The following is a 25,360-nucleotide window of genomic DNA, read 5'->3' on the forward strand; positions in this document are numbered from 1 at the left end:
CTGCAAGCCGGTCATCGGGGCTCGGGTTGCGCCCGCCGCCACAGGGAGGTCGCGCCGATTGCGGCTGCCACGCCGAGGTCCGCGAGACCTGCAAGCCGGTCATCGGGGCTCCGGTTGCGCCCGCCGCCACAGCGAAGCCGCGCCGATTGCGGCCGCCACGCCGATCGCGCCCGCGCCGGCGACCACGGCGTGCGGTGCGGCGCGCTCGGCCGCGAGCCCGGCCAGTACCACGCCGAGGCCTTGCGACACCCGCAGCGCCGTCAAGGCGAAGCCGAACGCCTGCGCGCGCTGGGCGTCCGGCGTCAGCTGGACGAACGTCGTGTTGGCGATGAGGTTGTACGAGCTGGCCACGCCGGACAGCGTCAGCAACGCCAGCGTGGCCTCCAGGTCCGGCCGCAGCGCGCAGCCCAGCAGGGCCGCGCACGCGAGCACGGCCAGCGGGCCCAGCAAGCGGCTCCGCCGTGCCGGCGGGATCCGTGACAGCGCCGCCATGCCGAGCACGTTCCCCAGCGCGTACGCCCCCAGCAGCAGCCCGACCACGACCGCGCCGCCGCCCAGTTCCGCCGCGTACGGTGCCGCGATCGCCTCGCCCGCGATGTAGATCCCCGACACGCACCCCAACGCCACCAGGGCGAGCCGCCGGCGGTCGCCGACCACCACCGTCCAGCCCGCTCGCACGTGCCGCCACCACCGGACGCCGGACGACTCGCGCGGTGGCCGTGTCCGGACGCCCGTGACCAGGACCAGTGCGGACACCGCGAAGCTCGCCGCGTCCGCCAGCAGGGCGCCGCCCGTGCCGATGGCCGCCACCAACAGCCCGCCCAGTGCGAAGCCGGCGACCTGGCCCGCCTGGACGAGCATCATCAGCAGGCCCATCCCCGGCACGAACGTCTCGCCCGGCAGCACCTGCGGCAGCAGCGCCGCCCGCGCGGAGTTCCACACCGGGTTGAACAGCTGGACGCCGACCAGCAGCGCGGCCACCGCGGGCAGCGGCAAGCCGGGCCACGCCATCACCGCCACGGCCACCGCGCGCACGACGTCGCACGACACCATCACCAGCCGCGGCGGGTACCGGTCGGCCAGCCCCGACAGCAGCGGCCCGCCCACGAGGTCCGGCAGGAACGTCAGCGCGTACGTCAGCGCCGCCCAGCCCGGCGAGTTCGTGCGGTCGTAGACCAGGATCGACAGCGCGACGCGCGCCAGCTGGTCACCGGTGACCGAGACCAGCTGCGCCGAGAACAACGCCCGGAACTCGGCCACCGCGAGGACGTCCCGGAAGCCGACCGCGCGCGCCGCCATGGGCACTCACGGTACCTCCGCGAGCGCTCAGCGTGAACGGCCGTTAGGAGGGGCCGCAGGTGATTTTCGGCTGCGGGTTGTAGCGGACGGTCCGGGTCGAGCGGCTCACCTCGCGGCCGGACGCGGCGTCCTTCATCACTCGGGTGTCGGTCGTGGTGAACCCGGGCGCGCCGTTGGACGCGTGGCAGTTCTCCGCCGGGCCCGGCTTGGTCGGCGGATCGGTCGGGTTGGAGCGCTCGCCGGGGATCGACTCGACGGTGTACCGCTTGGTGCCCCACAGCTTCACGGTGATCGACGACGGCGTCCAGATCGTCTGGATCGCGATGCCGGTCGGCGAGTCGTTGGTGAACCTGATGTCGATCACGCTGGCGCCGTTGGGGTTCTGGAACACCGTCGCCTCGCGCGCGGCGGGGTAGCGGCTGATGTAGTAGCTGTGCTCCTTGTGCCCCGCGTCCTTCATGCCCGCGAAGTACGACGCGTTGTACAGCGTGGTCGCGAACTGCGAGATGCCGCCGCCGACCTCGCGCGCCGGGGCGCCGTTCTCGATGACGCCGGCCTCGACGTACCCCTGCGGCTTGCCGCGCGGGCCGGTGAACCCGTTGAGGCTGAAGGTTTCCCCGGGCTTGACGATCGCGCCGTTGACCTTCTGCGCGACGACGCGGATGTTCGTGCCGGAGTCGGGTGCGAAGCCGCCGGTGGTGAACTCGCCGACGACCTCCTTGACGCCCAGCTGGTTCGCCTGGTCCGTGGTCACCTTCGCCGGGGTGTTCTTGTAGATGGCCGGGACCTCGCGGCCGCCGGTCTTCTTGAGCACGTCCGGCAGCGGCTTGAGGCTCGGGTCCCAGTCGATGGTCCGGCCGTCGACCGACGGGTCCACCGCGGGCTTGCCGCCGTCGAAGACGACGGTGGCGTCCTTGCCCTCCTTCTCGGTGGACTTCAGCTGCGGCCCGGCGGCCTCGGCGATCTTCGCGTTGTCGATCTTCGGCGTCAGCCCGCCCCCGTCGGCCGGCTCGAAGGTGAGCGCCGCGGCGATCGCCTCGGGCTGCACCGTGGCGTCCTTGCCGTCGCCCTTGACGACCAGCGGGCCCGACACGGCCGGCTTCGCGAACTGGTCCAGCGCGGCCTGGACGCCCTCGGGGGTGGTCCGGACCGGCGTGCTCGTCACCGGCAGCGCCAGGGTCTCGCCGCTCGCCCACTTCTCGACGACCGCGGCCGTCGCGGCCGGGACGTCGAGCTTCTGCCCGGGCTTCGGCGGCACGGCGACCGGGTTCGCGCCCTCGAACTTCACGGTGCCTTCGACCGGGTCGCGGTCGACCTGGCCGCGCAGCTGCTCCAGCGCGGTGGTGAGCTTCGCGTCCTCGGCGTGGCTGACCACGCCGACCTCGCGGCTCGAGAACAGCGACGCGAGCCGCGTGAACGGGTTCAGCGGCTGTTCGCCGGCCTGGTCGAGGGTCCGGGCCCAGTCGAGGCTCAGCCCGGCGAGCGTCGGCGACAGCGTGCCCTGGACGTCTCCGGCCGTCACGGCCATCGGACGGGTGAGCCGCGGCTCGATCTTGCCGCGCAGTTCCTGCTCGGCGGCGTCGCGGTCCATGCCGCCGACGTCGACACCCGCGACGGTCACGCCGCGCGGGACGCTGCCCTGGCTGACGAGCAGGTCGACGCCGTAGAGGACGACGAGGAAGCCGAACACCCCGCCCGCGATCCAGCCGGCCTTGCGCGCGTTGAAACGCTTGGCGGGCGCGGGGCCGGGTTCCGGTTCGGGCCGGACGACCGGCAGGACGTCCGTCTGCTCACCGTGTGACTCGGGCCAACGCGGTTCGTACGGCAACTCTCCACCCCTTCAACGCGGCGCCGGGTCGCCCCGGTGTCGGGGTCAGCGTACGGGGCACCCGGACAAGCCGTACGACTCGCCCTAACGGGGGAGGAACCGGTCACGGGACGGTCAACGGGCGTCGGGTTCCGGGTTGTGGCCCGCCCGGGCGAGGAAGTCGAAGTCGCAGCCTTCGTCCGCCTGCGTGATGTGCTCGCTGTAGAGCGCACCGTAACCCCGCTCGAAGCGCGGTGCAGGCTCGGTCCACTCGGCACGTCGCCGCTCCAGCTCCGCATCGGACACTTCGAGACGCAGGGTGCGCGCGGGAACGTCGAGGGTGATCAGGTCGCCGTCGCGGACCAAGGCAAGGGGGCCGCCCACGTGCGACTCGGGTGCGACGTGCAGGACGCACGCGCCGTAGCTGGTGCCGCTCATCCGCGCGTCGGAAATCCGGACCATGTCCCGGACGCCCTGCTCCAGCAGGTGCGACGGGATCGGCAGCATCCCGTACTCCGGCATGCCGGGGCCGCCGAGCGGCCCGGACCCGCGCAGCACGAGCACGGAGTCCGCGGTGATTTCGGGATTTTCGATGCGCTTCTTCAGGTCCGGGTAGTTTTCGAACACCACGGCCGGACCGGTGTGCGTCAGCAGGTGCGGCTCGGCGGCGATGTGCTTGATCACCGCGCCCGACGGCGCCAGGTTGCCGTGCAGCACCGCGACCCCGCCCTCCGCGGCGACCGGGTTGTCCCGCGTGCGGATGACGTCGTCGTTGTGCACCCGCGCCGGCGCGAGGTTCTCGCCGAGGGTGCGGCCGGTGACGGTGAGCCGCTCGGGGTGCAGCAGGTCGGTCAGCCGCGACAGCAGCCCGGGCAGGCCGCCGGCGTAGTAGAAGTCCTCCATCAGCCAGTCGCCGCCGGGGCGGATGTTCGCGAGCACCGGCACGCGCCGCGCGAGCGCGTCGAAGTCGGCCAGGCTCACCGGGATGCCGCTGCGCCCGGCCATCGCGATCAGGTGGATCACGGCGTTGGTCGACCCGCCCAGCGCGAGCACGGTCGTGATCGCGTCTTCGTACGCGCGCTTGTCGAGGACCTGCGTGATCGTCAGGTCTTCCCAGACCATGCCGACGATCCGGGCGCCGCTCGCCGCGGCCATCCGGTGGTGCGCCGAGTCGACGGCCGGGATCGACGCCGCGCCCGGCAGCGTCACGCCGAGCACTTCGGCGGCTGACGTCATCGTGGACGCCGTCCCCATCGTCATGCAGTGCCCGGGGGAACGGGCCAGGCCCCGTTCCAGTTCGGACATTTCGGCGTCGCCGATCAGCCCGGCGCGCTTGTCGTCCCAGTACTTCCACATGTCGGTGCCGCTGCCCAGCACCTCGTTGCGCCAGTGCCCGCGCAGCATCGGGCCGGCCGGGACGAAGATCGCGGGCAGCCCGGCGCTCGCCGCGCCCATCAGCAACGCCGGCGTCGTCTTGTCGCAGCCGCCCATCAGGACCGCGCCGTCGATCGGGTAGGACCGCAGGATCTCCTCGGTCTCCATCGCCAGGAGGTTGCGGTAGAGCATCGGTGTCGGCTTCTGGTAGGTCTCCGACAGCGTCGCGACCGGGAACTCCAGCGGGAAGCCGCCGGCCTGCCAGACGCCGCGTTTGACCTGCTCCGCGCGTTCGCGCAGGTGCATGTGGCAGGGGTTGATGTCCGACCACGTGTTCAGGATGCCGATGACGGGTTTGCCGAGGTGCTCTTCCGGGTTGTAGCCCAGCTGGCGGCTGCGGGCGCGGTGGCTGAAGGTGCGCAGTTCGTCGCCGCCGAACCACCGGTGGCTGCGGAGCTCCTCGGGTGCTTTCATGGGATTCAGTATGGCATCTGATATATGATCTCGGGGGCCTGGTTGAATGGTTCCGAAGAGAGTGAGGGAGCGCATCATGACCGGGACGTTCAGCCTGCCCGCATCCCGGACCGAAGTGGTCCTGGAGGAGATCCGCCGCGGCATCCTCACCCGCGAGCTGGTCCCCGGCCAGCCGCTCGTCGAAGCGGAGCTGGCCGCGAAGCTCGGCGTGTCGAAGACGCCGGTGCGCGAGGCGCTCAAGGTCCTCTCCAACTCCGGTCTGGTGACGTTCAGCCCGTACAAGGGAGCCTCGGTCGTCAAGGTCGACGCCGAGCTCGCGAAGTCCGTCTACGACGTGCGGATGGTCCTCGAACCCGAGGCCGTCCGCCGGACCGTGGAGCAGCACGACAGCGCGTTGCTCGACGACGCGGCCGAAGCGCTGAAGGAGGCGTCGGCGGCCATCGCCGACAAGGACCAGGCCGCGCTCAGCCTGCTCAACCGCCGGTTCCACCGCGCCCTCTACCTCGGCTGCGGCAACCCGCTGCTGGTCTCCATCCTGGACGACCTCAAGGACCGCGCGGCGCTGATCAGCGTCGTCGGCTGGGAGGCCAACCCCAGCTGGAAGAAGGAGTGGACCGAGCACAAGGCGGTCCTCGCGGCGGCCAAGAAGGGCGACGCCGAAGGGGCCGCGTCGCTCCTGAAGGACCACATCGGCGGGTTCCTCGACCGGGTCCTCAAGGCGATCGAATGAAGCTGCTGCTCATCTCGGACACCCACGCCCGCCCGCTGCCGGACCGGGTGTGGGCCGAGGTGGCGGCCGCGGACGTCGTCGTGCACGCCGGCGACTGGGTCGAGGTCTCGCTGCTGGACGAGCTGGAGCGGCGCGGCAAGCGCCTGATCGGGGTCTACGGCAACAACGACGGCGCCGACCTGCGCGCCCGGCTGCCGGAGATCGCCCGCGCGGACCTCGGCGGCCTGCGCCTGGCCGTGATCCACGAGACGGGCGCGAAGCAGGGCCGTGAACAGCGGTGCGACGCGCGGTTCCCGGGCACCGACGTGCTGGTCTTCGGGCACAGCCACATCCCGTGGGACACGACCACCCCCGCGGGCCTGCGGCTGCTCAACCCCGGCTCGCCGACCGACCGCCGTCGCCAGCCCTTCTGCACCTACCAGACGGCGACGGTCGAAGACGGCGTGCTGAAGGACGTCGAGCTGCACGAACTGCCCAAGAGGGGGTAGACAGGTCCCATGGATCCGGCATGGGCCTTGCGGGAGATCGCGTTCCAGCTCGAACGCGCGGGGGAGCCGACGTACCGCGTGCGCGCGTTCCGGAACGCGGCCGCGACCGTCGACAAGACCGATGCCGCGCAGCTGGCTTCGATGGCCGAGAACGGCACGCTCACGTCGTTGCCCGGGATCGGCAAGGCCACCGCGGGCGTCATCGAGGACGCGCTGGCCGGCCGCGACCCGGAGTACCGGTCGAAGATCGTCGAGAAGAAGCTGCCGGACGGCGAGCCGCTGCGCTCGGCGCTCCGCGGGGACTGCCACACGCATTCGGACTGGTCGGACGGCGGCAGCTCGATCGGCGAGATGGCCGTCGCGGGCCGGGAAATCGGGCACGAGTGGATGGTGCTGACCGACCACTCGCCGCGGCTGACCGTCGCGAACGGGCTCTCGCCGGACCGCCTGCGGACGCAGATGCAGCTCGTCGCCAAGGCCAACGAGCTGATGGCGCCGTTCCGGCTGCTGCAGGGCATCGAGGTCGACATCCTCGACGACGGGTCCCTCGACCAGGAAGAGGACCTGCTGGGAGAGCTGGACTTCGTGGTCGCGAGCGTGCATTCGAAACTGCGGATGCCGGCCCGCGACATGACGCGGCGGATGCTCGCCGCGGTCCGGAACCCGCACGTCCGCGTCCTGGGGCACTGCACCGGCCGCCTGGTCGTCGGGCGGGGCCGGCCGGAGTCGGAGTTCGACGCCGAAAAGGTGTTCACCGCGTGCCGCGAAAACGGCGTGGCCGTCGAAATCAACTCGCGCCCGGAACGGCTCGACCCGCCGATGAAGCTGCTGCGCCTGGCCGCGGAGATCGGCTGCGAATTCGCCATCGACAGCGACGCGCACGCGCCGGGCCAGCTCGACTGGCAGCCCTACGGGTGCGAGCGCGCGGTCAAGGCGGGCATCGGGCCGGAGCGGATCATCAACACCCGCACGGCCGACGAGCTGCTCAGCCGCTGATCTCGATGACCGGGTGCTGGGCCGGGTCGAGCCAGCGCAGGAGCGCCTCGAGGTCGGCGGCGGGGATCGCGACGCAGCCCGCGGTGGGTTTTCCGGTGGTGACGTGCAGGAAGAACGCCGACCCGGCACCCGGTACGACGGGCGAGCGGTTGTAGTCGATGACGACGGCGTGGGCGTAGGCCGGGCCCGCCTCGCCGAGGTTCTCGCCCGCGGCCTCGTCGAACGGGCAGGTGCCGGGCGCGCACGAGACATGCGTGTTGTAGTAACGGGATTCCGGGTCCGAAACCCACCAGTCCGACGTCGTCACGACGCGGTAGGGCAGCGCGGTTCGCGCGGCCTCGGTGCCGAACGCCTCGGTCAGCGGCCAGACGCCGGCCGGGGTGCGCGAAGTCGCTTCGCTCGCCTGGCCGATGCCGTCCTTGCCGACCAGGGCCGTGATCGGGCCGTACGCCTTCGTCCACCCGTCTCCGGTGCGCTGCCACGCCGTGAGGACGGCCGTGGTCGCGCTCGCCGGGTCCGCGGCCACCGTGACCCGCTGCTGCGGACCCGGTGACACCGGCGTGGCGGCGCCGGTGCCGAGCACGGCGGCCGCGGCCAGCGTGACGCCGAGCGATCTCCTGCGCATGCAGGCGAGTTTACCGGCGTCACGCGGGCCCGGCGTCAGTTGATCGTGTACGGATCGCCGTAGACCGACCACTTCAGCGGGGTGTGCAGGTCGAAGTTGCCTTCGTTGAGGAACTTCGCCTGCTCGGTGTCGACGCGGGAGGTGTCGGCGTGCGCCTCCTCCTGCTTCATGATGACCTTGCGGGCGGCGAAGAACGCCTTGAGGTACGCCGTTTCGTCGCCGCCCTGCGCCGGCGTCTTCGCCTTCTTCATCGCGGCGCTGCGGATCCCGCCGAAGCTGTCGGAGCTGTCGCCGGGGCCGTGCATCACGATGGCGTCGTAGTAGGCGAACTGGCCGAGGTTGCTCAGGCCGTCGGACTTGCCCTGGCTGACCGCGGGGTCGAAGTAGACGCGGTCGCGCTCGTTGTTCTGCGCGGTCTGGAACGCCGAGGTGGCCGCGGCCTGCTTCCACGCGCTTTCGAACGCCGAGCCGAGGCCGGCGTGCGAATCGGTGCCGTTCACCTTGCGCAGCGCGGGAAGGTACTTCGCCAGCGGGTTGTCCGGCACGGAGTTCGTGTACGCCTCGACGAGCTCGAGCATGTCGCCGGTGCCGGAACAGAACCCGATGATGCCCGCGGTGTAGCCGCGGCCGTCACCGATGTCCTCGATGTACTTGTACTGCGCTTTCCAGTCCAGGGAGGAGTTTTCCGCGCTGGAGACCAGCTTCATCGCGATCTCCTTCTTCGCCGGCGCGGAGAGGTCGCCGACGGCGCGGGCCGTCGCGCTGCTCGCGGCCAGCGGAGCGGGAGCCGCGGTGGAGAGCGCGGGGGTGGTGATCACGAGGGCGGCCACGGAGGCGGCGCCGAGCGCGCCGACGAAGACCGGCCGCAACTTCTTGCTCATTTCGAGGAGACCCTTTCCGCGGGGACGTTTCCGGACGTTTCGGGTGAAGCTGCGGCGTAGCGTCACGGTAGCGAAGGGTGAGGATCACCACAAGGGGCGGAAATAGGTAAAAGGAGAACGGAAAACAGACGATTTCAGCGAGCGCCGGCGAACAGGCGGATCACGTCCGGCAGCACGTTCACCGGGATCGTCGGGTCGATCGCGCGCTGGACGCCGAGGCCGATGCCGAGGGACAGCAGGGCCGTCGCGGCGTCGGCGGCCGACATCGGGAGCGTGATGCCGAACCGCTCGGCGTAGCCGGTGAGCAGGCCGGCGATCGACTCGCGGATGGCCTTGTCCCGCGCGGCCAGCTCCGCGCGCACGTGCGGGTTGCGCCGGGCGTTCGTGGCGAACTCGACCTCCAGCGCGGTCCACGCCTCGTCGCCGATGCTGCGCTCGGCCCACGCCTGCAGCGCGGTCAGCAGCCCTTCCATCCCTTCGGCGCCGACCAGCGCCCCGGCGACCAGCGCGACCTGCTCGTCGTGGATCCGGTCGAGCACCGCGAGGCAGAGCTCGTCCTTGTTGCGGAAGTTCGAGTAGACCGCGCCCTTCGAGTACCCGGCCTCGTCGGCGACCTTCTCCAGCGACGTCACGGAGTAGCCGTCGCGCAGGAAGAGCTGCCGGGCGGTCTCGATCAGCTGCTCGCGCGTGCGCGCCTGGCTTTCCGCGCGGGTGAGTCGGGCCATGGGGCCCACTCTAGCGAGGTCCGGAATCGGGGTACCGCTGGTATTGAGATACTGCTAGTCTCCGAAAATGGAACAACGCCACTTCGCGGTCCTCGTCGTCGGTGCCGGGGCCTCCGGGCTGGGCGCGGCCATCCGCCTGGGCCAGGCCGGGGTCGACGACCTCGCCGTGCTCGAGAAAGCCGACGCGCTCGGCGGCACCTGGCGCGACAACACGTACCCGGGCTGCGCCTGCGACGTCCCGTCCGCGCTGTACTCGTACTCGTTCGCGCCGAACCCCGGCTGGACGCGCGCGTTCGCCGGCCAGGCCGAAATCCGCGACTACCTGCGGGCCACCGCCGAGCGGTACGGCGTCACGCCGAAGATCCGCTACGGCGTCGAGGTGACGCGCGCGCAGTGGAACCCCGCCGGGTCCCGCTGGGAGCTGGAGACGTCCCGGGGCCCGTACACCGCGCGGATCCTGGTCGCCGGCACCGGGCCGTGGCACGAACCGAACATCCCCGGCCTGCCCGGGCTCGCGGGCTTCCCCGGCGAGGTCTTCCACTCCGCGCGCTGGAACCACGGCTACGACCTGGCGGGCAAGCGGGTCGCGGTGGTCGGCACCGGCGCGTCGGCGGTCCAGTTCGTCCCGCGGATCGTGCCGCAGGTGGCGCGGCTGCACCTGTTCCAGCGCACCGCGCAGTGGGTGCTGCCGAAGCCGGACCACCCCGTGCCGGGCCTGGAACGGTTCCTCCTGCGGCGGTTCCCGGCGCTGCAGCGCGCGTTGCGCAGCGCGGAGTACGGCGCGATGGAGGCGCTCGGCTTCGGGTTCCGGCACCCGTGGCTGCTGCGGCAGGTGCAGAAGATCGGCCTGGCCCACCTGCGGCTGAGCGTGCGGGATCCGGTGCTGCGAAGGGCGTTGACCCCGGACTACACCCTCGGCTGCAAGCGCCTGCTGATGTCCAACACGTACTACCGGTCGCTGACCGAGTCCCATGTGGACGTGCACGCGACCGCCGTCCGCGCCGTCGAAGGCCGCACGGTCCTCGGCGCCGACGGCTCGGCGGCGGAGGTCGACGCCATCATCTTCGGCACCGGCTTCCACATCCTCGACATGCCGGTCTCCTCCCGCGTGTTCGACGGCGACGGCCGCAGCCTCGACGACCACTGGAAGGGCAGCCCGCAGGCGTACCAGGGCACGACGGTGGCCGGGTTCCCCAACCTGTTCCTGCTGCTGGGCCCGAGTCTCGGCACGGGGCACTCGTCGGCGTTCATGATCCTCGAAGCCCAGCTGCGGCACACGGTCGCGGCGGTGAGGCGCGCCCTCCGGCCGGACCGCGGGCCGATCGAAGTCCGGCCGGAGGCGCAGGCGGCGTTCAACGCGGACGTGCAGGCGGCCCTGCCGGGCACGGTCTACCAGTCGGGCGGCTGCTCCAGCTACTACACGGATGTCAACGGGCGCAACAGTTTCAGCTGGCCGTTCTCGACGGGCCGCCTGCGGTCGCAGGTCGGCTCGTTCGACGAGCAGGACTACGAATTCGGGAGGATCGATGCGGTTCGCTGAAATCAGTCCGCGGGGTGCGGTGGTCGCGATCACCGGCGGCGCACGGGGCATCGGCCGCGCCACCGCCGCCGAGTTCGCCGCCCGCGGGGCGACCGTCTGCGTCGGCGACCTCGACACCGCGCTCGCCGAGCGGGTCCCCGACGCTCACGGCTTTCCGCTGGACGTCACCGTCCGCGCGTCCTTCGACGCCTTCACCGCCGCGGTGACCGAGCGCTTCGGCCGGATCGACGTGCTGGTCAACAACGCCGGGGTCATGCCGCTGGGCGACTTCCTCGAGGAACCGGACGAGGTCGGCCGCACCACGCTGGACGTCAACGTCCAGGGACTGGTGCACGGCCTGCGGTCGGTGCTGCCGGGGATGGTCGCCCGCGGGGGCGGGCACGTCGTCAACGTCGCGTCGATGGCGGGGAAGATCCCGTTGCCCGGCATGGCCGTGTACAACGCCAGCAAGTTCGCGGCCGTCGGCCTCACCGCCGCGGTCCGGCGCGAGTACGCGGCGACCGGTGTCAGCGTCAGCGCGGTGCTGCCCGGTGCGGTCCGCACCGAACTGGCGTCGGGCGTCCGGCTCGGCGGGGCACTGCCCACAGTGGACCCCGAGGACGTCGCGAAGGCGATCGCCGGCACGCTGCGCAGCCGCCGCGCGGAGACGGCCGTGCCGCGGTGGCTCGCCGGCTGGGACCTGGTCGCCGCGCTCACCCCGGAGCCGCTCATGACCTTCGCGCGCGGCTTGATCGGCGACGACCGCGCGCTGAAGGAACTCGACCCGGCGGGCCGCGCGGCCTACGTCCGGCGGGTCTCGGCGCAGGTCACAGCGTCTCGAACCGCAGACCGGCCTTGACGAGCCGGTCGATCAGCGCGTCGCCCATCGCGGTCGCGGTGGTCACCTGGCCGGCCGTCTCCGGGAGCGTGTCCGTGGCCAGGCACAAGGCCGACTCCGCGAGCATCTTCGCCGTCTCGTCGTAGCCCGGGTCGCCGCCGGACACCTCCGTCACGACCCGGGAGCCGCCGCCTTCGCCGATGAACCGCACCGAAAACCACGACCGCGCCCGGCGTTCGGGGCTCGGGCCGTTCCCGGGAGCCAGCACCCGGGACAGCCCGCGCCGCGCGGGCGGGACCTGCGCCGCCGTCAGCAGCGCGCCCGCGCCGAGCACGCCGCCCGCGAGCACCGGGAGGTGCCTGACCGCCGCGAAGTGCCGGTAGGTGAACTCCGGCCCGTACCGCTCGGACGCCGTCGCCGACCGGCGGACGACCTCGGGGTCGATCGTCGGCAGCGGCACCGCCCACCAGCCGGCGTCGCGCACCCGGTGCGCCCGGCCGCGCGGCGCGCGGGCGAACCGGCCGTCCGGCCGCGGTTCGGCGGCCGCGCGTTCGCGGGCGACGCGGGCGCCGGCCGGGAGCCGGGACATGATGGTCAGCGCGCTGAGGAACGTGCCACCCGAAGGCATCCCGCTCGCCCGGACGTAGCCGTCGACCTTCAGCGGCACGCCTTCGGGCAGCTGCCGCACGGTGAACCACGCGCCGAGGTCGTGCGGGATCGAGTCGAACCCGCACGAATGCACCAGCCGCGCGCCGGTCTCCTGCGCGCGGCGGTCGTGCTTCAGGTACATGAGGTCGACGAACTCGGGTTCGCCGGTCAGGTCGACGTAGTCGGTGCCCGCCTCGGCGCACGCCGCCACCAGCGGCTCGCCCTGCGTCAGGTACGGGCCGACGGTCGTGATCACCACTTTCGCCGATTCGGCCACGGCGCGCAGGGAGGCCGGGTCGGCGGAGTCGGCGACCAGCAGGTCGAGCGACGCGAACCGGTCGTCGATCTCCGCGAGCCGCGCCCGGACGGCTTCGAGCTTGCCGCGGTTGCGCCCGGCGAGCGCCCAGCGCAGGTCCGCGGGCGCGTGGCGGGCCAGGTACTCGGCGGTGAGGCCGCCGGTGAAGCCGGTGGCGCCGAACAGGACCACGTCGTGCGCGCGCATGTCTCCTCCAGGGGGCGTCGACGGCGGACGCGGCCAGGTTACCCGCCAGTCACTGTGACATCCGGGGCTCCGCCCCGGGCCGGGGGCTCCGCCACCCGGAGCCCCCGGAAGAGATCACTTGCGGTCACCCGTGTACACAACAGCCGCCGCCACGGCCGCGACACCGCTGATCACGTCGGCGATCCGCCGCGGCAGCCCGTGGTGGGTGTCCTCCATCCAGGTCCGCACCTGCGCCCGGCCGAGCTCCGGCTCGCATAGGTCGTCGACGCCCGCGGTCCAGGCCAGCAGCGCCAGGCAGGTCGCGCGCGGGTCGGGCCGCTCGACGCCGAACACCGCGGACCGCGCCTTGTGCCGGGCCGCCGTCGACACGAGCAGGTCCGCCGGCGGGTAGCGGAACCGGCGGCGCAGGAGCACCCGGTCGGGCGTCCGCCGGACGAGGCCCGCGGCGACGAGGTGCTCGGCGACCACCTCGGGCAGGTCGTCGCGGAGGTGGTCGACCCACTCGCGGACACTGTGCGCCCGCTTTTCCGAAACAATTTCGGAAAACACGCTGTCGGCCGCCGCGATTCCGGGCGGCCGCTGCGCGATCGGGCGGATCTTGCGGTTCTCGACGGTGATCCTTTCGGTGAAGAGCAGATCGCACAAAACCGCGCCCGCCAAGCCGATACCCAGCGAAGTCCGGCTCAAGACGGGACGGCCGCTGAACTCGTCGTGCCCGAGGAAGAAGAACGAATCGACCATGGTGAGCCGGCGCATGACGGAAAAAGGCCCCCTGGGCGGTCGCGGTGAGGCTGTCGAAGATAGCGGTACGGCTTCACCCGGCTCTCGGAGAGATCACGTTTTACCCCGAACGGACGTACCGCCGCGCAGGCCGACCCCCTACTCTGGGGCGCCGCCGCCAAGATCACCCACGGCGCGGGGGAAGGTTCATGGGTACCCACTCACCGGGGCGCGGCCTCGGCAGCAAGCGGCTCGGTGCCGCGCAGATCGTCTTCTTCGTCGTCGCGGCCGCCGGTCCGCTGTACGCGATCGCCGGCGGGGTCTCGGCGACGTACGCGGTGACCGGCAGCATCGGCGTCCCGTTGTCCTTCGTGTTGCTGGCCCCGGTGCTCGCGCTGTTCGCCGTCGGGTACGCGGCGATGGGCCGGTACATCACGAACGCCGGCGCGTTCTACCCCTATGTGGCGCACGGGATCGGGCGGTCCGCGGGCACCGCCGTCTCCTACGTGACAGTGCTGGCATACAGCTCGATCCAGGTCGGCGTGTTCGGCCTCTTCGGGTTGTCCGTCTCCACGTGGCTGGACACGATGTTCGGGCTGACCGTCCCGTGGTGGCTGCCCGCCCTGCTGATGGTGCTCGTCGTCGGCGCCGGCGGCGTGCTGCGGATCGACCTCAACGCGAAGGTGCTCGGCGTCGCGCTCGGCCTCGAGGTCGCGGTGCTGGTCGTCTTGAACGTCGGCATGTTCGGCCATCCGGCCGGAGGCTCGGTTTCACTGGTGCCGCTTTCGCCGTCGAGTCTGTTCACCGCGGGCGTCGGCGCCGTTTTCGCGTTTTCCATCGCGGTTTTCACCGGGTTCGAGGGCGCCGCCACCTACGGCGAAGAATGCCGTGACCCGCGCCGGACGGTGGGCCGCGCGACGTTCATCGCGATCGGCCTGACCGCGGTGCTGTACATCGCTTCTTCGCTCGGGATGGCCGTCGCGACCGGTCCGGACCACATCGTCGAGCGCGCGACGGCGGAAGGACCCGGCCTGCTGTTCGGCCTCGGCGGGCAGTTCGTCGGCACGACGTTCGCCGACGTCGCGTACGTGCTCTTCCTGACCAGTCAGTGCGCCGCCCTGCTGAGCTTCCACAACGCCGTCGCGCGGTACTTCTTCGCGCTGGGCCGGGAAGGGCTGCTGCCGGAGGGCTTCAGCCGGACGAGCAAGCGCACCGGCGCGCCGATCGGCGGCTCACTGGTCCAGACCACGATCGCGTTCGTCGTCGTCTCGGTGTTCGCGCTCGCCGGCCGCGACCCGTTCACCGACCTGTTCACGTGGACCGGCGTCACCGCCTCGACCGGCGTCACGATCATCATGATCGCGGTTTCCCTGTCGGTCATCGGGTTCTTCCGCGGCCGCCCGGGCCGGGAGACGTGGTGGCGGCGCCTGGGCGCGCCCGCGCTCGCGGCGGTGACGCTGACCGCGGTGCTGGTGCTGATCATCGTCAACTTCGACGTCCTGCTCGGCCCGGCGGGCTCGATCCCGGTGCTGCGCTGGGGTTTGCCGGGCCTGCTGGTGCTCGCCGGCCTGGCCGGGTTCCTGCGGGCCGAGTCGCTGCGCACGCGCCGGCCCGACGTCTACGCGGGGATCGGCGGCCCGCTGCGCGAGGACGAACTGGTCGAGTCCCCGTGAGCGACGTCCGCGCGGCCGATCCGGCCGAACGCGACACCGTGCTGGAGATCCTCGTCGCCGCGTTCCAGGACGACCCGATGAGCGGCTGGGTGTTCCCGGACGCCGAGCGGCGCCGCGACGTTTCGCACCCCGCGTTCTTCGGCGCGCTCCTCGACGCCGGCTTCGCGGCCGGGCACGTCGACGTGACCGCCGACCACACCGCGGCGGTGATCTGGCTGCCTCCCGGCGAGGACGACGACGGCCCGATCGCCGGGCTCGACGCGGCCGAGCTCGACCGGCTCGGCGTGCTCCTCGGCCTGATGGCCGAGCGCGAGCCGCCCGGCCCGCTCTGGCACGCGCAGTTCATCGGCGTCCGGCCGGGCCTGCAGGGCCGGGGCATCGGCGGCCGGCTGCTGCGCCACGGCCTCGACCGGGCCGACGCCGAGGGCGTCCCCACCTACCTGGAGGCCAGCTCGCCGGCCAGCACGCGCCTCTACCGGCGGCTCGGGTTCGCCGACCACGGGCCCGCGTTCCGCCCGCCCGGCGGGCCGCCGATGCAGCCGATGAGCCGCCCCACGTCCTGAGCCGTTACCGGCGAGTACAGTGCGCCTTCGAACGCGAGGAGGCAGACGTGACCGAACGCTTCGGCAGCTACCAAAACGAGCTCTACCTGCAGGGACTCGGGGGTCAGCTGCCGCCGTGCTCGACCGACGCGACCAAGCTCGAGGCGTCGGCCCGTGAGGTCATGGCGCCCGGTCCGTTCTCCTACGTCGCGGGCGCGGCCGGCTCCGGCGCGACGGCCCGCGCCAACCGCGAGGCGTTCGACCGCTGGCGCGTCGTGCCGCGGATGCTGACCGGCGCCACCGACCGCGACCTGGCCACCACGGTGCTCGGCACCCGGCTGCCCGCGCCGGTCGCCGTCGCGCCCGTCGGCGTCCAGTCGATCGTCCACCCGGACGCCGAGTCCGCGACCGCCCGCGCCGCCGCCTCGGTGGGCCTGCCGTTCATCCTCTCCTCGGCGTCGTCGACCGGCATCGAGGACGCCGCCGCGGCCAACGGCGACGGCCCGCGCTGGTTCCAGCTGTACTGGCCCGGCGACCCGGACGTCTGCGCGAGCCTGCTGGCCCGCGCGAAGGCGGCCGGCTACACGGCGCTGGTCGTCACGCTCGACACGTGGACGCTGGCCTGGCGACCGTCCGATCTGGACCAGTCGTACCTGCCGTTCCTGCAGGGCGAAGGGCTCGCCGTCCCGTTCACGGACCCGGTGTTCCGCTCCCGCCTGGAGAAGACGCCCGAGGAGGACCGCGGCACGGCGATCCTCACCTGGCTGGGCATGATCACCGGCACCGACCGGACGTGGGACCAGTTGCCGTTCCTGCGCGAGCACTGGGACGGCCCGATCGTCCTCAAGGGCATCCAGCACGTCGCCGACGCGCGCCGCGCGGCCGAGGCCGGCATGGACGGCATCGTCGTGTCGAACCACGGCGGCCGCCAGGTCGACGGCGCGATCGGGGCCCTGGAGGCGCTGCCCGGGATCGTCGCGGCGGTCGGCGACCGCATGGAGGTGCTGTTCGACTCGGGCGTCCGCACCGGCGCGGACGTGCTGAAGGCGATCGCGCTGGGCGCGCGGGCGGTCCTGGTCGGCCGGCCGTGGGTGTACGGCCTGGCGCACGCGGGCGAGGACGGCGTCCGGCACGTCCTGCGGAGCCTGCTGGCGGACTTCGACCTGACCATGGGGCTTTCCGGCCACCGCACCCTCGCCGACCTGGGCCCGGACTCGCTCCGGCGGACGTGAGGTAACGAAACGGGAAAGCGGGGGACAACCGGGAACCCGGCGGCTACTGTTCGAGTCCCATCGCGGGTCGTCGGGGGCGGCCTGCTTCCCGGTTTTCCTTTCCCGTTGGGGGTTTTCCATGTCTTCGATCATGATGCGCATCGGCATCCTGTTCGCCGTGCTCGGCTTCGGATCGCTGATCCTCGAGCAGTTCGACTACGAGTTCCGGCTCATCGCCTGGGCATCGGACATGCAGCCCGGCTTCGGCATCGTGCTCGGCCTGGTCGGCCTCGCGCTGGTCGGCGGTTCGGTGGCGATCAGCCGCGCGAAGGCGCCCAAGCCGCAGCAGCAGTTCGCCCAGCCCGCGCCCGGTGGCCAGTTCCCCGGCCAGCCGCAGCCCTACGCCGGCCAGCCGCAGGCGCAGCAGCAGTACCCGCAGCAGCCCGGCCAGCCCGGCTGAGTCCCGTTCCGGACGGCCCCGCACCCACCCGGTGCGGGGCCGTTCGCGTGCGCCCGGTCACGCGGCGGGGATATTCGGAGGCCCGGTCGGTCACGCACGGCTATCCTCGGTGTAAGTATGTCCACGCCATCCCCCTTCGCAGCGCTGCGTGCGCGCCTGCCCGAGCTGATGCCGCGCGACGAGCAGCGGTTGCGCCGGCGGCTCGACGGTGCCCGCAAGGCCCGCGACCGCGACGCCGTCCTGGCGCGGATCGCCGCCGACGTCGACGCGGCCGAGCTGCGCGTCCAGGCGCGCCGCGAAAGCGTGCCCAAGATCGAATACCCCGAAGAGCTGCCGGTCAGCAGGCTCAAGGACGAGATCGCCGCGGCCATCGGCGAGCACCAGGTCGTGATCGTCGCGGGGGAGACCGGCTCGGGCAAGACCACCCAGCTGCCGAAGATCTGCCTCGAGCTCGGCCGCGGCATCCGCGGCCAGATCGGGCACACCCAGCCGCGGCGGCTGGCCGCCCGCACGGTCGCCGACCGGATCGCGAGCGAGCTGAAGACCGAGCTCGGCGACACCGTCGGCTACAAGGTGCGGTTCACCGACCAGTCGGGGCAGGACACGCTGGTCAAGCTGATGACCGACGGCATCCTGCTCGCCGAGATCCAGACCGACCGCTCGCTGCGCCAGTACGACACCCTGATCATCGACGAGGCCCACGAGCGCAGCCTCAACATCGACTTCATCCTCGGCTACCTCAAGCAGCTGCTGCCGCGCCGCCCCGACCTCAAGGTCATCATCACCTCGGCCACCATCGACCCCGAGCGGTTCTCGAAGCACTTCGACGACGCGCCGATCGTCGAGGTCTCCGGCCGGACCTACCCGGTCGAGACGCGCTACCGGCCCCTCGTCGACCCCGAACGGCCCGAGGACGACGAGCGCGACCAGACGCAGGGCATCCTCGACGCCGTCGAGGAGCTGTGCGCCGAGGGCCCCGGCGACATCCTGGTGTTCCTCTCCGGCGAGCGCGAGATCCGCGACACCGCGGACGTCCTCACCCGGGCGAACCTGCGGAACACCGAAGTGCTGCCGCTGTACGCGCGGCTGTCGTCGGCCGAGCAGCAGCGCATCTTCCAGTCCCACACCGGGCGGCGCGTGGTGCTCGCGACGAACGTCGCCGAGACGTCGCTGACCGTGCCGGGCATCAAGTACGTCGTCGACCCGGGCACCGCGCGGATCTCGCGCTACAGCCACCGCACCAAGGTCCAGCGGCTGCCGATCGAGCCGGTGTCGCAGGCGTCGGCGAACCAGCGCAAGGGCCGCTGCGGCCGGACGTCCGACGGCATCTGCATCCGGCTCTATTCCGAAGAGGACTTCGAGAGCCGTCCCGAGTTCACCGACCCGGAGATCCTGCGGACCAACCTCGCGTCGGTCATCCTGCAGATGACGTCGCTGGGGCTGGGCGACATCGCGGCGTTCCCGTTCGTCGAGCCGCCGGACCGCCGCCAGGTCACCGACGGCATCGGCCTGCTGCAGGAACTCGGCGCCTTTTCGAGCACCGGTTCCGACCGCAGTCTCACCGACATCGGCCGCAAGCTCGCGCAGCTGCCCGTCGACCCGCGGATGGGCCGGATGGTCCTGGAGGCGGCGAAGAACGGCTGTGTCCGCGAAGTCATGATCATCGCCGCCGCACTGTCCATCCAGGACCCGCGCGAGCGGCCGGCGGAGAAGCAGCAGGCCGCCGACGCCCAGCACGCGCGGTTCGCCGACCCGACGTCGGACTTCCTCGCGTACCTGAACCTCTGGGAGTACGTCGCCGAGCAGCAGAAGGCGTTGTCCGGCAACCAGTTCCGGCGGATGTGCCGCACCGAGTACCTGAACTACCTGCGCCTGCGCGAGTGGCAGGACATCTTCAGCCAGCTGCGTCAGCTGGCCAAGCCGCTCGGCATCTCCTTGAACACCAACACGACCCCGGTCGACCCGCAGCGCGTGCACACGTCGCTGATCGCCGGGCTGCTCTCGCACATCGGGCTCAAGGACCCGGCGAAGGGCGACTACCTCGGCGCGCGCGGCGCCCGGTTCGGCGTTTTTCCCGGCTCGGCGCTGTTCAAGAAGCAGCCGCGGTGGGTGATGTCGGCCGAACTGGTCGAGACCTCGCGGCTGTGGGCGCGCGTCAACGCCCGCATCGAGCCGGAATGGGTCGAGCCGCTGGCGCAGCACGTCGTCAAGCGGAACTACTCCGAACCGCACTGGGAACGCAAGCAGGGCGCGGTGATGGCGACCGAGCGCGTGACTCTGTACGGCGTCCCGCTGGTCGCCGACCGCCGCGTCAACTACGGGCGGATCGACCCGGAGATGTCGCGCGCGCTGTTCATCCGGCACGCGCTGGTCGAGGGCGACTGGCAGACCCGCCACCACTTCTTCGCCGAGAACCGGGCGCTGCTGGAGGAGGTGGAGGACCTCGAGAACCGCGCGCGGCGGCGCGACATCCTGGTCGACGACCAGACGCTGTACGAGTTCTACGACGCCCGCGTCCCGGCGGACGTCGTCTCGGTGCGCCACTTCGACACCTGGTGGAAGAAGGCGCGCCACGAGCAGCCGGACCTGCTCTCGTTCGAGAAGTCCATGCTCATCAACGAGACCGCGGGCGGCGTGCGCGAGTCGGACTACCCGGACTCGTGGACGCAGGGTACGCAGGTCTTCAAGCTGACCTACCAGTTCGAGCCGGGCGCGGACGCGGACGGCGTCACCGTGCACGTCCCGCTGCCGGTCCTGAACCAGGTGACGCCCGACGGCTTCGACTGGCAGGTGCCGGGGCTGCGCCAGGAGCTGGTCACCCAGCTGATCAAGTCGCTGCCGAAGGCGCTGCGGCGGAACTTCGTCCCGGCGCCGGACACGGCTCGCGACGTCCTCGCGCGAGTGTCCCCTTCGGACGGTCCGCTGCTGGAGGTGCTCGGGCGCGAGCTGCGGGCGATTCGCGGCATCACGGTGCCCTACGCGGATTGGGACCTCGCTTCGGTGCCGGACCACTTGAAGATGACGTTCCGGGTGGTCGACGAGCGCGGCAAGAAGGTGGCCGAAGGCAAGGACGTCGAGGGGCTGCAGCGGCGGCTGGCCCCGAAGGTCCGCGCGACGATCTCCCAAGCGGCCAACACCCTCGAAAAGGCCGGGCTGACGAAGCCCGCGTTCGGCTCGCTGCCGAAGGTGTTCGAGTCGACGCAGCGCGGCCACGACGTCAAGGCGTACCCGGCACTGGTCGACGAAGGCGCGTCGGTCGCGGTGCGCCTGCTGGACACGCCGGGCCAGCAGGAACACGCGATGTGGGCGGGCACGCGGCGGATGCTGCGGCTCAACCTGAACTCGCCGATGAAGTTCATCACGAGGTCGCTGTCGAACTCGTCCAAGCTCGTGCTCAACCGCAACCCGCACGGCAGCGTCGCGGCCCTGCTCGAGGACTGCGTCGACTGCGCGGTGGACGCCCTGATGGCGGCCGGCGGCGGCCCGGTGTGGGACGAGACCGGCTTCAAGGTGCTGCTGGAGAAGGTCCGGGCCGGCCTGCACCCGGCGGTGCTGGACGTGCTGACCGAGGTCGAGAAGATCCTCCGCGCGGCGAACGACGTCGAGGTGCAGCTGCCGGCCACGCGCGGCCCGGCGGAGTCGCTGGCCGACGTCCGTGCCCAGCTTTCGGCCCTGGTGTACCCGGGTTTCGTGACGGCGACCGGTGCTCCGCGGCTGCGCAACGTCGTGCGCTACCTGCAGGGGATTTCCCGCCGGCTGGACAAGCTCCCGACCGAGCCGACCCGCGACCTCCAGCGGACGGCGGACATCGCGTGGATCACCGGGGAGTACCAGGACGCGCTGGGTTCCCTGCCACCGGGCACGTCGTCGCCCGCGCTGGACGAAGTCCGCTGGATGATCGAGGAACTGCGGGTCTCGTTCTTCGCCCAGACGCTGGGGACGGCGCACCCGGTGTCGCTGAAGCGGATCACCAAGGCCATCGACGACGCGCTGGCTTAGAGGAAGACCCGCGCGACCTACACCGAGCGCGGTGAGGCCGGTTTCGGCCAGTGGGCGGGCGAGGTGCGCGATCGTCCGCCGCCGCAACGAGGGTGTCGAGTTCGTCCCCTTCGGTCACGAGTCGAGCCCGTAGTCGATCACCGTGCCAGGCTACCGAAAACCGGTATGTCCGGATCCGGACTTCCGTCGGTTGACCCTGCCCGCACGGGCGTCAAGCCTGGGACGGCTGAAGACCTCCTGGGAAAGGACCTTCCGATGTCCTTGGGTGATACGTCCGCCAAGCGAAGAATCTTCGCCACGCTCACCGCGCTCGTGCTGCCGCTCGCCGTCGTGCTCGCGCCGGCCGCGCACGCCGCGGGCGGCGGGCCGCCGCTGCCCGGCGCATCCGCGCACAGCAAGCACAAGATCGCCGAAGCGCACCACGACGTGCCGAACCCGCTGCTCAAGGAGCAGTTCGCCGACGGGGAAGAAGAGGACGGCGACGACCCCTCGTTGTCCGCGCTCTGCCAGACCTACATCGGCAAGCCGAACCCGTACCGGCCGCTCGCCCCGAACGACGACGTCATCGACGGCGACACCATCGTGCCGACCGGCAGCCAGACCGGCTGCAGCACCGCCCAGAACGAGACGACCATCGCCGTCAACCCGGAGAACCCGCGCAACATCGTCGCAGGCTCGAACGACTACCGGCTCTACAACACCCGCGAATCCCGCAACGACTCCGGCGGCTTCGCCTACACCTCGTTCGACGGCGGCCGGACCTGGGCGAACGTCCAGCTGCCGCACCTGGACTTCCCGACCGGGGCGAGCGCCCCACTGTCCTACATGGACGCCGCGGGTGACCCGGCCCTCGCGTTCGGGCCGCACAACACCGTCTACTACGCGACGCTCGTGTTCAGCCGGGCGGCGGTCCCGGACGACCAGCAGCCCGCCAGCGGCATCGCCGTGTCGGTGTCCCACGACGGCGGCCGCAGCTTCGGCGACCCGGCGATCCTGCACCTCGACGGCGTCACGCCGGCCGGTACGGCGACGCCCACGAACATCTTCAACGACAAGGAGTGGATCGCCGCCGACCCGGTGACGGGGACGGTCTACGTCAGCTGGACGCAGTTCACCTACGACGCCGCCGGGAACTTCGTCGAGTCGCCGATCGTGCTGTCGAAGTCGGGCGACTTCGGGCGGACGTGGTCGCCGCTGCGCCGGGTTTCGCCGTCGCTGACCGGGTTCTCCGGCGGGATCACGCCGTTCGGCAGCGGCTCGAACCCGGTCGTCACCCGCGACGGGACCCTGCAGATCGCCTACGAGACGTCGGTGTGCGCGACGGCCGCGTGCGACCAGCCCGCCGACCACGACGCCGTCGTCGTGGCGACTTCGCGCGACGGCGGCCGGACGTTCCGGCACGCCGAGGTCGGCCTCGACTTCGACTTCCCGGTGAACGAAGACGTCGCCAACAACGCGCTGACCGGCGAGAACTTCCGGGTCAACAGCTTCCCGCAGCTGACCTACGACCGCGTCACCGACCACCTGTGGGTGACCTGGGCCGACGACCGCAACGGCACCTACACCGGCGGCAAGTCGGTCAGGACGAACGGCGACGCGTTCCTCAGCGGCTCCGACGGCCGGCACGGCTGGTCGAAGCCGGCGAAGATCGGCACGGGCGCCGACGAGGTGTTCCCGGCCGTCGCGGCCCGGGCCGGGCGCGTCGCGGTCACGTTCTACACCCGCGGCTACGACCCGAACGGCATCGGCCTCGACTACGCGTACACGACCGGCTGGGGCGACAACGCCGGGCCGATCCGGCGCATCACGACGCAGACGTCGAACCCGCAGGTCCAGTTCGTGGCGGCGGGCGCGGTGACGGGCAAGGAGCTCCAGGGGGTGTTCATCGGCGACTACACGGCGGCCGCGGTGGGCGCCGACTTCCGCCTGCACCCGTGCTGGACCGACTTCCGCGGCAACCCGGGCAGGACCCTGCCGAACCAGGACGTGGTGACGCAGGGCCTCTCGCTGGTCCAGTAGCGGTGGCGCCGTGCCGGCCGGTTCGCGCCGGCACGGCGTCACTTCGCGTCGGCGTAGGTTTCGACCGGGGCGATGTGCAGCGGGAACCGGACCGGGCAGGCCGGGCCGAACAGCATGCGCGCCGCCTCCGTGACCGAGTCCGTGATCGCCGTGGACACTTCGGCCGCCAGCTCGGCCGGGGTGTGCACGATGACCTCGTCGTGCTGGAAGAACACCAGGTGGGCCGGCGCGGGGAGCCGGGTGCGCAGCGTGGCCAGCATGACCGCCGTCATGTCGGCCGCGCTGGCCTGGACCACGAAGTTGCGCGTGAACCGGCCCCAGCCGCGGGACGCCCGGCGTGCCTTCAGCTCCGCCGCGTCGTCGGCGGCCAGGCCACCGGTCAACGCCCGCCAGGCCGCCGACGGCGCCGGGGACGTCCGGCCCAGCCGGGACCGGACCCGCTCGCCGCGTTCGCCGGCCTGCGCGGCCCGCTCCACATAGGACACCGCGTCCGGGAACCGCTGGCGCAGCAACGCCAGCAGCGGTCCCGCCTCGCCGGACGTGCCGCCGTACATCGCCGACAGCATCGCGATCTTCGCCCGGGCCCGGTCGTCCCGGTCGTCGTCGGCGGCCGGGACCCAGCGCGCGCCCGAGAACAACGCTTCGCCGAGCCGCGCATACAGGTCCGTCGCCGCCGCGACGTCGGCCAGGCGGCGATCGCCCGACAACGCCGTCAGCACCCGCGGCTCCAGCTGGGCCGCGTCCGCCACCACGAGCTTCCAGCCCGGGTCCGCGCGGACGCACGTGCGCAGCACCTTCGGGATCTGCAGGGCGCCGCCGCCGCGGCTGGCCCAGCGCCCGGAGACCACGCCGCCGACGACGTAGTGCGGGCGGAACCGGCCGTCGGTGACCCACTCGTCGAGCCACGCCCAGCCGTTCGCCGCGTACAGCCGGGACAGCTCCTTGTACTCCAGCAGCGGCCCCACCGCGGGGTGGTCGATCCCCTTCAGCAGGTACTTCCGCGCTGCCGGCACCTCGATCCCCGCCCGCGCGAGGGCCTTGACCACGCTCGGCGGCGAGTCCGGGTTGACCGGCCGGCCGCCGAACGCCTCGCTGATCTTCGCCGCCAGCTCCACCAGCACCTTCGGCCGCTCTCCGGCGCGCACCCGTGGGCCGAGCTTCGACACCAGCAGCTCCTCGTGGAGGTCGGCCCGCCACGGCAGGCCGTCGGCCGACATCTCGGCCGCGGCCAGCGCACTCGCCGACTCCGCGGCCAGCAGCAGCCGCAGCCGGTCCGGGTGCTCGGCCGCCGCCACCCGCCGCTCCTGCTCGGCGAGCACGCGCCGGACCGCCGTGACGACCGTCACGCCCTCGGGCAGCGTCGGCGTCCGCGTCTCGAACAGTGTCGGCTGCGCGGACTCGACGGCCATCGCGTCTTCCGGCGGCTCTTCGCCGTTCGCCCTGGCCCAGGCCGCGCGCAGGCTCCGCGACTGCTCCTCCAGCCCCTCGTACGCCAGCAGCAGCCCCTCGGCCAGCGCGAGGTCGTAGCAGCGCCGCACCCGCAGCCCGCCCGCCACGAGCACCGGGTACACCAGCTCCACCGACGGGAACACCCACCGCGGCCCGAGCGCCGCCTCCAGCTCCCGCGCCGCCGCCAGGAAACCCGCTTCGTCCAGGCCCTTCGCCGTCGAGGACGGCGAATGCACGGTGAAGCTCCCGTCCTCCTCCCGCCCGGCGATCACCTGCACGAAGACATCATGACGGCCACCACCGACAAAAACCGGACCACGCGCACGTCTGGTGCGCTCGCGGCGTGGTTGGTTTACTCTCCAGTAGCCCCCATACCGCCGG

General features: G+C 72.0%; 20 protein-coding genes. 11 read left to right on the plus strand and 9 right to left on the minus strand.

Annotated features, from left to right (window positions below):
- Window positions 1–99: 99 nt before the first annotated feature.
- From ACYVLJ_RS44885 to araD, 3 genes are all read right to left on the minus strand, one after another.
- Window positions 100–1,299 (minus strand): MFS transporter, encoded by a 1,200-nt coding sequence (locus ACYVLJ_RS44885; protein ID WP_451986634.1) that lies wholly within the window; start codon window positions 1,297–1,299, stop codon window positions 100–102.
- 43 nt (window positions 1,300–1,342) lie between these two features.
- Window positions 1,343–3,127, minus strand: a complete 1,785-nt coding sequence (locus ACYVLJ_RS44890; protein ID WP_460443292.1) for a VanW family protein — start codon at window positions 3,125–3,127, stop codon at window positions 1,343–1,345.
- 114 nt (window positions 3,128–3,241) lie between these two features.
- Window positions 3,242–4,954: an IlvD/Edd family dehydratase gene (araD, locus tag ACYVLJ_RS44895; protein WP_460443293.1), complete on the minus strand. Its 1,713-nt coding sequence runs from the start codon at window positions 4,952–4,954 to the stop codon at window positions 3,242–3,244.
- Between the two features lie 76 nt (window positions 4,955–5,030).
- On the opposite strand from araD, the gene ACYVLJ_RS44900 reads away from it, so the two are divergent.
- Genes ACYVLJ_RS44900 through ACYVLJ_RS44910 form a run of 3 tightly spaced genes read left to right on the plus strand, consistent with a single transcriptional unit; the run spans window position 5,031 to window position 7,168 of the window.
- The gene (locus tag ACYVLJ_RS44900; protein ID WP_451986640.1) at window positions 5,031–5,684 is read left to right on the plus strand and encodes a GntR family transcriptional regulator; all 654 of its coding nucleotides are present in this window, start codon (window positions 5,031–5,033) and stop codon (window positions 5,682–5,684) included.
- Entirely contained in the window at window positions 5,681–6,172 is a 492-nt protein-coding gene (locus ACYVLJ_RS44905; protein WP_460443294.1) for a metallophosphoesterase family protein, read from the plus strand. The genes ACYVLJ_RS44900 and ACYVLJ_RS44905 overlap by 4 nt, the downstream gene beginning before the upstream one ends.
- A gap of 9 nt (window positions 6,173–6,181) precedes the next feature.
- On the plus strand, window positions 6,182–7,168 hold the full coding sequence (locus tag ACYVLJ_RS44910) for a PHP domain-containing protein (RefSeq protein ID WP_451986644.1): 987 nt from the start codon (window positions 6,182–6,184) through the stop codon (window positions 7,166–7,168).
- On the opposite strand, the gene ACYVLJ_RS44915 is transcribed toward ACYVLJ_RS44910, so the two are convergent.
- From ACYVLJ_RS44915 to ACYVLJ_RS44925, 3 genes are all read right to left on the minus strand, one after another.
- Complete coding sequence (locus tag ACYVLJ_RS44915; RefSeq protein WP_460443295.1) at window positions 7,158–7,793, minus strand: L,D-transpeptidase family protein; 636 nt, start codon at window positions 7,791–7,793, stop codon at window positions 7,158–7,160. The two genes, ACYVLJ_RS44910 and ACYVLJ_RS44915, sit on opposite strands and share 11 nt — an antisense overlap.
- Before the next feature lie 35 nt (window positions 7,794–7,828).
- Window positions 7,829–8,674, minus strand: coding sequence for a chitosanase (locus ACYVLJ_RS44920; RefSeq protein WP_451986648.1), 846 nt, complete (start codon window positions 8,672–8,674; stop codon window positions 7,829–7,831).
- A gap of 134 nt (window positions 8,675–8,808) precedes the next feature.
- Window positions 8,809–9,399: a TetR/AcrR family transcriptional regulator gene (locus ACYVLJ_RS44925; protein WP_460443296.1), complete on the minus strand. Its 591-nt coding sequence runs from the start codon at window positions 9,397–9,399 to the stop codon at window positions 8,809–8,811.
- Between the two features lie 67 nt (window positions 9,400–9,466).
- Between ACYVLJ_RS44925 and ACYVLJ_RS44930 the strand changes: the two genes are divergently transcribed.
- Both ACYVLJ_RS44930 and ACYVLJ_RS44935 read left to right on the plus strand, forming a co-directional pair.
- Entirely contained in the window at window positions 9,467–10,939 is a 1,473-nt protein-coding gene (locus tag ACYVLJ_RS44930; RefSeq protein WP_460443297.1) for a flavin-containing monooxygenase, read from the plus strand.
- The gene (locus ACYVLJ_RS44935; RefSeq protein WP_460443298.1) at window positions 10,926–11,777 is read left to right on the plus strand and encodes an SDR family oxidoreductase; all 852 of its coding nucleotides are present in this window, start codon (window positions 10,926–10,928) and stop codon (window positions 11,775–11,777) included. The genes ACYVLJ_RS44930 and ACYVLJ_RS44935 overlap by 14 nt, the downstream gene beginning before the upstream one ends.
- On the opposite strand, the gene ACYVLJ_RS44940 is transcribed toward ACYVLJ_RS44935, so the two are convergent.
- Both ACYVLJ_RS44940 and ACYVLJ_RS44945 read right to left on the minus strand, forming a co-directional pair.
- Window positions 11,746–12,906: a saccharopine dehydrogenase family protein gene (locus tag ACYVLJ_RS44940; protein ID WP_460443299.1), complete on the minus strand. Its 1,161-nt coding sequence runs from the start codon at window positions 12,904–12,906 to the stop codon at window positions 11,746–11,748. The genes ACYVLJ_RS44935 and ACYVLJ_RS44940 overlap by 32 nt on opposite strands.
- A 114-nt stretch (window positions 12,907–13,020) precedes the next feature.
- The gene (locus ACYVLJ_RS44945; protein ID WP_460443300.1) at window positions 13,021–13,662 is read right to left on the minus strand and encodes a GOLPH3/VPS74 family protein; all 642 of its coding nucleotides are present in this window, start codon (window positions 13,660–13,662) and stop codon (window positions 13,021–13,023) included.
- Between the two features lie 173 nt (window positions 13,663–13,835).
- Here ACYVLJ_RS44945 and ACYVLJ_RS44950 point away from each other — a divergent pair, with 173 nt between their 5' ends.
- The 6 genes from ACYVLJ_RS44950 to ACYVLJ_RS44975 all read left to right on the plus strand — a co-directional run bounded on the left by ACYVLJ_RS44950 (window position 13,836) and on the right by ACYVLJ_RS44975 (window position 23,530).
- A complete protein-coding gene (locus tag ACYVLJ_RS44950; RefSeq protein ID WP_460443301.1) occupies window positions 13,836–15,299 on the plus strand; it encodes an APC family permease in 1,464 nt (487 codons plus the stop codon).
- On the plus strand, window positions 15,296–15,862 hold the full coding sequence (locus ACYVLJ_RS44955; protein ID WP_460443302.1) for a GNAT family N-acetyltransferase: 567 nt from the start codon (window positions 15,296–15,298) through the stop codon (window positions 15,860–15,862). The genes ACYVLJ_RS44950 and ACYVLJ_RS44955 overlap by 4 nt, the downstream gene beginning before the upstream one ends.
- Window positions 15,863–15,909: 47 nt before the next feature.
- Window positions 15,910–17,073 carry a lactate 2-monooxygenase gene (locus ACYVLJ_RS44960; RefSeq protein WP_460443303.1) on the plus strand — a complete coding sequence of 388 codons (1,164 nt, stop codon included), beginning with the start codon at window positions 15,910–15,912 and terminating at the stop codon, window positions 17,071–17,073.
- Window positions 17,074–17,191: 118 nt separating this feature from the next.
- The gene (locus ACYVLJ_RS44965) at window positions 17,192–17,512 is read left to right on the plus strand and encodes a hypothetical protein (protein ID WP_451986666.1); all 321 of its coding nucleotides are present in this window, start codon (window positions 17,192–17,194) and stop codon (window positions 17,510–17,512) included.
- A gap of 168 nt (window positions 17,513–17,680) precedes the next feature.
- The gene (gene hrpA, locus ACYVLJ_RS44970) at window positions 17,681–21,511 is read left to right on the plus strand and encodes an ATP-dependent RNA helicase HrpA (RefSeq protein ID WP_460443359.1); all 3,831 of its coding nucleotides are present in this window, start codon (window positions 17,681–17,683) and stop codon (window positions 21,509–21,511) included.
- Between the two features lie 255 nt (window positions 21,512–21,766).
- Window positions 21,767–23,530, plus strand: a complete 1,764-nt coding sequence (locus tag ACYVLJ_RS44975; RefSeq protein ID WP_460443304.1) for a sialidase family protein — start codon at window positions 21,767–21,769, stop codon at window positions 23,528–23,530.
- 38 nt (window positions 23,531–23,568) lie between these two features.
- Here ACYVLJ_RS44975 and ACYVLJ_RS44980 read toward each other — a convergent pair whose 3' ends face one another.
- Window positions 23,569–25,257: a bifunctional 3'-5' exonuclease/DNA polymerase gene (locus tag ACYVLJ_RS44980; protein WP_460443305.1), complete on the minus strand. Its 1,689-nt coding sequence runs from the start codon at window positions 25,255–25,257 to the stop codon at window positions 23,569–23,571.
- Window positions 25,258–25,360: the final 103 nt, after the last annotated feature.

Source organism: Amycolatopsis stemonae (assembly GCF_054781455.1).